This window comes from Streptomyces coelicoflavus (assembly GCF_003112555.1).
GTDB lineage: Bacteria > Actinomycetota > Actinomycetes > Streptomycetales > Streptomycetaceae > Streptomyces > Streptomyces coelicoflavus.
In genome coordinates, this window is the sequence record NZ_BEWB01000005.1 from 470,272 (window position 1) to 479,116 (window position 8,845).

Sequence of the window (8,845 nt, forward strand, 5' to 3'; positions counted from 1 at the left end):
CCGGACGGTAGGCGCGGACCTGCGGGTCCACGGCGGTGAGTCCCACTGACCGGTACCGGTGGTCCGGGGCCGCGCGAGGGGCGGTCCCGGTCGGTGGGACCGGGCCCCCGACGCCGCGGCCGGCGGGCGTACAGTCCGCCGCCCCGTCCGTCGGCACACGCAGTGAAGAGGAGCCGCGATGAACCGCTTCGAGGGTACGAAGGTCCTGCTCACCGGGGGTGGATCCGGCATCGGGCGGGCCACCGCGCTGCGTCTGGCCGCGGAGGGCGCGGCGGTGTTCGCGGTCGACCTGTCCGGCGCGGGACTGGCCGAAACGGCAGCCGCGTCCTGCGGTCCCGGGCGGATCGCGACCCGGGTCGCCGACGTCGCCGACGAGGGCGCGGTCGTGGACGCCGTACGGGCGGCGGCGGACGAACTCGGCGGCCTCGACGTCCTGGTGAACGTCGCCGGGATCCACCGCACCACACCGATCGACCGGCTGACCGTCGCCGACCTGCACCAGCTCTTCACGGTCAACGCCGTCGGCACCGCCCTGTTCTGCCGGGAGGCCCTGCCCCTGCTGCCGGACCGCACCGGCGTCGTCGTCAACGTCGCCTCGTCGGCCGCGGCGCACGGGAACCCGTACATGACCGCCTACGCCGCCTCCAAGGGCGCCGTCCTCGGCTTCTCCCTGTCCCTGGCCGCCGAGGTCGCCCACCGGGGCATCCGCGTCGTGCCCGTCTCGCCCGGCTCGGTCGCCACGCCGCTGGCCGGGCCGCACGTGCTGCCGCCCGGCCTGGACGTCTCCTACTACGGGCGGATCCGCTCCCCGTTCGGCGCCGCCGAACCCGAGCAGATCGCCGGGGCGATCGCCTTCGCGGCCTCCCGCGACGCGGGGTACCTCACCGGGGCCGAGCTGCGGGTGGACGGGGGATCGCACATCTGACGGCTCCGGAGAGGTGGTGGCAGGGGCGGCGGCCACTGAGCGGGACTGGATCTTGCTCACTTCGATAACGAATTCTAGTTTTCGGGGCAGCAGGAATCTTCGAAGCGGCAGGAACCACTGTCAGCCAGTCCCGGGCCCCACGCCCCCTCACCCCATACGGAGAGCCATGACCGAGGCCGTCATCGTCGAAGCCGCGCGGACACCGGTCGGCCGGCGCCGCGGTGTCCTGTCCGGGCTCCACCCGGCGGAGCTCCTCGGCCTCGCCCAGAAGGGCCTCGTCGAGCGGGCCGGTATCGCCCCCGACACCGTGGAGCAGGTCATCGGGGGCTGTGTCACCCAGGCCGGTGAGCAGTCCAACAACGTCACCCGCAACGCCTGGCTGCACACCGGGCTCCCGCACACCACCGCCTGCACCACCATCGACTGCGCCTGCGGATCGTCCCAGCAGGCCGTGCACCTGGTCGCCGGTCTGATCGCCTCCGGCGCCATCGAGACCGGCATCGGCTGCGGCGTCGAGTCGATGAGCCGGGTCTTCCTCGGCAAGGCCCTCACGCCCGACACCGGCGTGCCCGTGCCGGAGAGCTGGTCCCTGGACATGCCGGACCAGTTCACCGCCGCCGAGCGCATCGCACGCCACCGGGGCATCACCCGGGCCGACGCGGACGCCCTCGGCCTCGCCTCCCAGCGCAACGCCGCCCGGGCCTGGGCGGAGGGCCGCTTCGAGAAGCAGATCATCGGCGTCGAGGCTCCGGTGATCGGCGCCGAGGGGCCCACCGGTGAGACCGCCCTGGTCACCCGCGACCAGGGCCTGCGGGACACCACCCCCGAGGCACTGGCCGCACTCAAGCCGGTCCTGCCCGACGGCATCCACACGGCGGGCAACAGCTCCCAGATCAGCGACGGCGCCGCCGCCGTCCTGCTGATGAGCCGGGAGCGCGCCGCCCGCGAAGGACTGCGCCCGCGCGCCCGGATCGTGGCCTCCACCATGGTCGGCTCCGACCCCTACTACCACCTGGACGGCCCGGTCGCCGCGACCGAACGGGTGCTGCGCACCGCCGGCATGACCCTCGACGACATCGACCTCGTCGAGATCAACGAGGCCTTCGCCTCCGTCGTCCTGTCCTGGGCCCAGGTCCACAAGGCCGACATGGACAAGGTCAACGTCAACGGCGGCGCCATCGCCCTCGGCCACGCCGTCGGCTCCACCGGGGCCCGGCTCGTCACCCAGGCCCTGCACGAACTGGAGCGCACCGGCAAGTCCACCGCGCTGATCACCATGTGCGCCGGCGGGGCGCACTCCACCGCCACCGTCATCGAACGCGTCTGAGGAGCCGCCATGACCATCGGGCTCACCCAGGAGCACCGCGACCTGCGCGATGCCGTACGCGCCTTCGCGAACCGGCACATCACCGAGAACACCCTCCGCGAGGCGGCCGACGCCGACAAGGAGATCCTCCCCGGCCACTTCAACGGCCTCGCCGAGCAGGGGCTGCTCGGACTGCACCTGCCGGAGGACGCGGGCGGCGCCGGATACGGGCTGGTCGAACTCGCCGTCGTCACCGAGGAACTGGGGCGGGCCATGGCACCCGGACCCTTCCTGCCCACGACGCTCGCCTCCGCCGTCCTGCACGCCGCCGGACACCGCACCCACCTCGCCGCGCTCGCCTCCGGCACCTCCTTCGGCGCCGTCGCGCTCGCCCCCGGCACCCTCGCCCTCACCCGCGCCGCCGACGGCACGGCCACCCTCACCGGCACCTCCGGACTCGTCGTCGGCGGCCACCTCGCCGACGTGTTCGTGCTGCCCGCCGCCGACGGGGGCCGCACCACCTGGCTCGTGCTGCCCCGCGCCGCCGTCGACACCACCGACGTCCGCAGCCACGACCTCACCCGCCGCTCCTCCCGGGTGACCGCGCGCTCGGTGGCCGTCCCGGCCGCCGACCTCCTCGCCCTCGCACCGGAGCGCCCCCGGGACCTCGCCGCGACCCTGTTCGCCGCCGAGGCCTCCGGCATCGCCGACCGCTGCGTCACCACCGCCGCCGACTACGCCCGGGTGCGCGAGCAGTTCGGGCGTCCCGTCGGTCAGTTCCAGGGCGTCAAGCACCGCTGCGCCCGCATGCTCGCCCAGGCCGAGCAGGCCCGCGCCTGCGCCTGGGACGCGGCCCGCGCGGGCGACCCCGGCGGCGCGGACCCCGGCGAGGCCGCGCTGGCCGCCGCCGTGGCCGGTGCCGTCGCCGTCGAGGCCGCGTTTGTCACCGCCAAGGACTGCATCCAGGTGCTCGGCGGCATCGGCTTCACCTGGGAACACGACGCGCACCTCGCGCTGCGCCGCGCCCAGACCCTGCGCGTCGCCCTCGGTCCCACCGCCGCCTGGCGCCGCCGCGTCGCCCGCCTCGCCCTGGACGGCACCCGGCGCAGGCTCGGCGTCGAACTGCCGCCCGAGGCCGAGACCGTACGCGAGGGCATCCGCGCCGAACTGCGGGAGGCCGCCGCTCTGGAGGGCAGGGAGCGCTCCGTCCACCTCGCCGACCACGGCTACACCGCCCCGCACCTGCCCGCCCCCTGGGGCAAGGGCGCCGACCCGGTGGCCCAACTCGTGATCGCCGAGGAACTGGCCGCTGCGGACCTCACCCCCGTCGACATGATCATCGGCGGCTGGGTGGTGCCCACGCTCATCGCCCACGGCGACGACACCCAGCGCGAGCGGTTCCTCGCCCCGAGTCTGCGCGGCGACATCCGCTGGTGCCAGCTCTTCAGCGAACCCGGTGCGGGTTCCGACCTCGCCGGCCTCACCACCCGCGCCGAGAAGACCGACGGCGGCTGGCGGATCAACGGGCAGAAGGTGTGGACGTCCATGGCCCGCGACGCCCACTGGGGCGTCCTGCTCGCCCGCACCGACACCGGCGTGCCCAAGCACAGGGGCATCTCGTACTTCCTGCTCGACATGACCAGCCCCGGCCTGGACATCCGGCCGCTGCGGCAGATCACCGGGGAGTCCGAGTTCAACGAGGTCTTCCTCGACGACGTGTTCGTCCCCGACGACCTGCTCGTCGGCGCGCCCGGCGACGGCTGGAAACTCGCCCGCACCACCCTCGCCAACGAACGCGTCGCCCTCTCCCACGACGCCGTCGGCTCCGGCGCGGAAACCCTGCTGGAGATCGCCGCCGCCTGGGACGGGCCGGACCCCGACGGCCCTGACTCCGACGGCCCGGACCCCGACGGCCCGGACTCCGACGGCCTGGGCGAGGAACGCCTCGCCACCCTCGGCGGCCACCTCTGCGACGCCCAGACCGGCGCCCTCCTCGCCCTGCGCACCACGCTGCGCACCGTCTCCGGACAGCAGCCCGGCGCCGAGGCGTCCATCGCCAAGCTCCTCGGCGTCGAGGACCAGCAGCGGGTCTGGGAGACCTGCGTGGACTGGCAGGGCGACGCCGCGCTCACCGGCGAGGGCGAACGCCACGACGCCATGTGGATGTTCCTCAACTCCCGCTGCCTGTCCATCGCGGGTGGCACCACCGAGGTCCAGCTGAACATCATCGGCGAGCGCCTCCTCGGCCTGCCCCGCGACCCCGAGCCCACCCGGAAAGGCTGACCCGACCATGCCCATCGACCGCGACAAGGCGCTGCGCGCGGACCCCGCCGTCCGCGAGATCCGCTGGACCACGCGCGACGTCCTCCTGTACCACCTGAGCCTGGGCGCCGGTGCCGCCGCGGCCACCGACCCCGAGCTGCACCTGACCTACGAGAAGAAGCTCATGGTGCTGCCCACCTTCGCCCTGGTGGCCGGCACCGGTCCCTCCGCCGGCGAGGCCCCCGCACCGGGCCTGGAGATGCCCGGCATCGACGTCGACCTGCGCGCCGTACTCCACGCCGGACAGGGACTGCGGGTGCACCGCCCCCTGCCCGCCTCGGGCACCGCGACCCTGCGCTCCCGCGTCGCCGAGGTCCGGGACAAGGGCAAGGCCGCCCTCGTCGTCCTGGAGTCGTCGGCCACCGGCGCCGACGGCGAACCGCTGTGGACCACGACCACCCGCATCTGGGCCCGCGGCGAGGGCGGCTTCGGCGGCGACCCCGGACCCGAGGAGCACACGGCGGCACCGGACCGCCCCGCCGACACCGTCCTCACCACCGCCACGACGCCCCAACAGGCCCTGTGGTACCGGCTCAACGGCGACCTCAACCCGCTCCACGCCGACCCCGCCTTCGCCCGCTCGGCCGGCTTCGAACAGCCGATCCTGCACGGCCTGGCCTCCTACGGACTGGTCGCCAAGGCGCTGGTCGACGGCGTCCTGGGCGGCGACGTCACCCGCCTCACCGGCCTCACCGTGCGCTTCGCGGGACCCCTCGTCCCCGGCGAGTCGATCGTGACGTCCGTGTGGCGCGACGGGCCACCGGACGACGACGGCACCCAGCGACTCCTGCTGCACGCCGCCTGCCCCGAGCGCGACGACGCGCCCGTGCTCACCCACGCGACGGCGACGGTGCGCCCGTGAACGCCCGCGCCGCCGAAGGCACCCCAGCGTCCCCATCCGCATCCCCATCCGCATCCCCGTCCGCATCCGCGTCCGGCCCGCGCCTCGTGGCCGAGCCCCGCAGCGACGGCGTCGACGCCGCGGTCGCCGCCGCCCGCCGCCTGGTCACCGCCCTGCTGCGGGCCGGTGACGGGACCGGCGCCGACATGACCGAGATCGCCGCGCGTCTCGACGCCGTCACCGACGGGCTCACCGAGAAGGCCCCCACCGTCCCCGAACGCCTCGCCGAGATGTGGCGCGGCGAGGGCGTCACCCGCCACGACCCCGTCACCGGCCCGGAGAACGCCGTCGCACCACCGCTCACCCTGCACGGCCGGGAGGACCGCTCCATCGAGGGCGTCGTCACCCTCGACCTGCCCTACCAGGGCCCGCCCGGCCACGTGCACGGAGGCGTGTCGGCGCTGCTCCTCGACCACACCCTGGGTGTCGCCAACCACTGGGCGGGCACCTCCGGGATGACCGCCGAACTCACCCTGCGCTACCTGCGTCCCACCCCGTTGTTCGAGCCCCTCACCGTCACCGGACGGCAGGTCTCGGTGGACGGCTCGCGGATCCGCACGGTCGGCGAGATCACGGCCGGCGGCCGGGTCTGCGTCACCGCGGAGGGCCTGTTCGTCAACAAGCAGCTGCCGCGGCCGAGCTGAGGAGGGAGACGACCATGACAGAGCCGGTACGGAGCCTCGACGGCAAGGTGGCCCTCGTCAGCGGCGCCGGCCAGGGAGTGGGCCGGGGCATCGCCCTCGCACTGGCCTCCGAGGGCGTCCGCGTCGCCGTACTCGGGCGCACCGCGGCCAAGCTGGAGGCGACCTGCGAGCTGCTGCGCGCGAGGGGAGTGGAGGCGGAGCCGTTCGTCCTCGACGTGCTGGACACGGACCGCATCCCCGGCACGGTCGACGCCGTCGCCGCGCGCTTCGGCCGCATCGACATCCTGGTCAACAACGCCTACACCGGCTGCTACGGCCCCCTGCTGTCGCTGTCCGGCGCCCAGTTCCGCAAGGGCTTCGAGAGCGGGCCGTTCGCGGCGTTCGCCTTCATGAACGCCGCGCACCCCCACCTGAAGCGGAACGGCGGAGCGATCGTCAACGTCGTCACCTCCGCCATGGTCCGCTGGGACCTGAGCACCTACGGGGCCTACGCGGCGGCCAAGACGGCCCTGCGCACCCTCACCCGGGCCGCCGCCAACGAGTGGGGCCGCGACGGCATCCGCGTCAACGCCGTCGCCCCGCACGCCGTGTCCCCCGCCTACGCCACGTGGCAGGACGCCCACCCCGAGGAGGCCGCCGAGTTCAGCGCGACCATCCCGCTGGGCTACGTCGGCGACTGCGAACGGGACATCGGGCGGGCCGTGGTGATGCTGTGCGGGCCGGACGCCCGCTACCTGACGGGTGCCACCGTGCCGCTCGACGGCGGCCAGGCCAACTTCGACTGAGCACCCGGCGCCGCCGGTCCGGACGCCCTCCCGGCGTCGCCGGCACCCGCCCACGCCCGTCCCTCCCGGTCAGCGGGACCGTCCCGGCCCGGCCGACCCGCCCGCGGCTAGCGTCGCCGACGGCGGGAGGGACCGGGCGGGCGTGGCCCGAGGGGCGCCGTACGACCACCGACACGACGCGGGCGCACCGGCGCCCCGTCGCCGTACCGACGACACCGGCAGACCCGTCCACCGGGTGAGAGGGACCGACGTTGCCACACCAGACGATTGCCGACCTGCTGCTCGCCCGCGCCGGGGACGACCACCCCGGCCTGCTGACCCGCGAACGGACCTGGACCTGGGACGAGGTCGTCGCCGAGAGCGCCGCGCGCGCCGCCCTGGCCGCCGAACTGCGCACCGAGGGGCCGTTCCACATCGGCGTGCTCCTGGACAACGTCCCCGAGTACGTCTTCTGGCTCGGCGGCGCCGCGCTGGCCGGCGCGGCCGTCGTCGGCATCAACCCGACCCGGCGCGGCGCCGAACTCGCACGCGAAGTGCGGCACACCGAGTGCCAGTTGATCGTCACCGACCGGGCCGGCCTCGACCTGCTCGACGGCCTGGACGTCGGTGTGAAGCGCGACCGCTTCCTCGTCGTCGACGACCCCGGGTACGCGACCGCCCTCGCCGCCCACGCCGGGCGCGGACCCGCGCACGCCGCCCCGGACGTCACGGCCGCCACGACCATGCTGCTCCTGCTGACCTCCGGCACCACCGGCACCTCCAAGGCGGCGATCTGCTCCCAGGGCAGGCTCGCCGCGCTCGGCGCCGCCAACAGCGCCAAGTACGACATCACCCGCGCCGACACCTGCTACTGCCCGATGCCGCTGTTCCACGGCAACGCCCTGATGGCCCTGTGGGCGCCGGCCCTCCACGCGGGCGCCACCATCGCCCTCACCCGCAAGTTCTCCGCGTCCGGCTTCCTCCCCGACGTCCGCCACTTCGGCGCCACCTACTTCACCTACGTCGGCAAGGCCATCGGCTACGTCCTCGCGCTGCCCGAGACGCCGGACGACGCGGACAACCGGCTCACCCACGCCTTCGGCACCGAGGCCTCGCCCGAGGACGCCGACCGGTTCCTGACCCGGTTCGGCTGCCGTCTCGTCGAGGGGTACGGATCCAGCGAGGGCGCCGGCATGCTCAAGCGCGTGGCCGACGGCCCGGTGGGCGCCCTCGGCAGGCCCGCCCGCGACGGCGTCCGCATCGTCGACCCGACGACCCGCCGGACCTGCCCGCCCGCGCTGCTCGACACCTACGGCCGGGTGCGCAACCCCGAGGAGGCCATCGGGGAGATCGTCGACACCGAGGGCGCCGCCCGCTTCGAGGGCTACTGGAACAACGCGGCCGCCAACGCCGAACGCGTCCGGCACGGCTGGTACTGGACCGGTGACCTCGGCTACGTGGACGAGGCCGGCTACTTCTACTTCGCGGGCCGCTCCGGGGACTGGATCCGCGTCGACGGCGAGAACATCTCCGCGCTGCTCACCGAACGCGTCCTGCGCCGGCACCCGGGCGTCGTCGCCGCCGGAGTCTTCGGCGTGCCCGACCCCCGCTCCGGCGACCAGGTCATGGCCGCCGTCGAGATCCCCGACGGCACCCGCTTCGAGGACCTGGACCTCCCCGGATTCCTGGCCCGCCAGGAGGACCTGGGCACCAAGGGCGCCCCGCGCTACGTACGCGTCTCGCACGGGCTGCCCACCACCGGATCCAACAAGCTGCGCAAGAAGGAGATGCAGCTCGACGGCTGGCGCACCGACGACCCCGTGTACCGCTGGACGGGCCGCGGCGGCCCCGCGTACGGGCCGATGACCGACGACGACAAGACCGCCCTGCGCGACGAGTTCCTCGCCAACGGCCGCGGACGCTTCCTGCCCTGAGCGGCGACGAGGGCGACGAGGGCGATGACGGCGACAACGGTGACGACGG

The 8,845-nt window shown here is 74.5% G+C and carries 7 protein-coding genes; all 7 read left to right on the forward strand.

Translation table 11 applies throughout. The features are described 5' to 3' along the window. The first annotated feature begins 178 nt into the window (after positions 1-178). The 7 genes from Sco07f_RS13970 to casI all read left to right on the forward strand — a co-directional run bounded on the left by Sco07f_RS13970 (position 179) and on the right by casI (position 8,796). On the forward strand, positions 179-925 hold the full coding sequence (locus Sco07f_RS13970) for an SDR family NAD(P)-dependent oxidoreductase (protein ID WP_108988016.1): 747 nt from the start codon (positions 179-181) through the stop codon (positions 923-925). 166 nt (positions 926-1,091) lie between these two features. Continuing rightward, positions 1,092-2,252 (forward strand): steroid 3-ketoacyl-CoA thiolase, encoded by a 1,161-nt coding sequence (locus Sco07f_RS13975; RefSeq protein ID WP_108988017.1) that lies wholly within the window; start codon positions 1,092-1,094, stop codon positions 2,250-2,252. Between the two features lie 9 nt (positions 2,253-2,261). Beyond that, positions 2,262-4,514 (forward strand): acyl-CoA dehydrogenase family protein, encoded by a 2,253-nt coding sequence (locus Sco07f_RS13980; RefSeq protein ID WP_108988018.1) that lies wholly within the window; start codon positions 2,262-2,264, stop codon positions 4,512-4,514. A 7-nt stretch (positions 4,515-4,521) separates the two neighbouring features. Continuing rightward, positions 4,522-5,415 carry a MaoC/PaaZ C-terminal domain-containing protein gene (locus tag Sco07f_RS13985; protein ID WP_108988019.1) on the forward strand — a complete coding sequence of 298 codons (894 nt, stop codon included), beginning with the start codon at positions 4,522-4,524 and terminating at the stop codon, positions 5,413-5,415. An 86-nt stretch (positions 5,416-5,501) separates the two neighbouring features. Next, positions 5,502-6,098 (forward strand): PaaI family thioesterase, encoded by a 597-nt coding sequence (locus Sco07f_RS13990; protein ID WP_087793095.1) that lies wholly within the window; start codon positions 5,502-5,504, stop codon positions 6,096-6,098. A gap of 14 nt (positions 6,099-6,112) precedes the next feature. Continuing rightward, a complete protein-coding gene (locus Sco07f_RS13995; protein WP_108988020.1) occupies positions 6,113-6,883 on the forward strand; it encodes an SDR family NAD(P)-dependent oxidoreductase in 771 nt (256 codons plus the stop codon). Positions 6,884-7,134: 251 nt separating this feature from the next. Further along, a complete protein-coding gene (gene casI / locus Sco07f_RS14000; RefSeq protein ID WP_108988021.1) occupies positions 7,135-8,796 on the forward strand; it encodes a steroid-22-oyl-CoA synthetase in 1,662 nt (553 codons plus the stop codon). Positions 8,797-8,845: the final 49 nt, after the last annotated feature.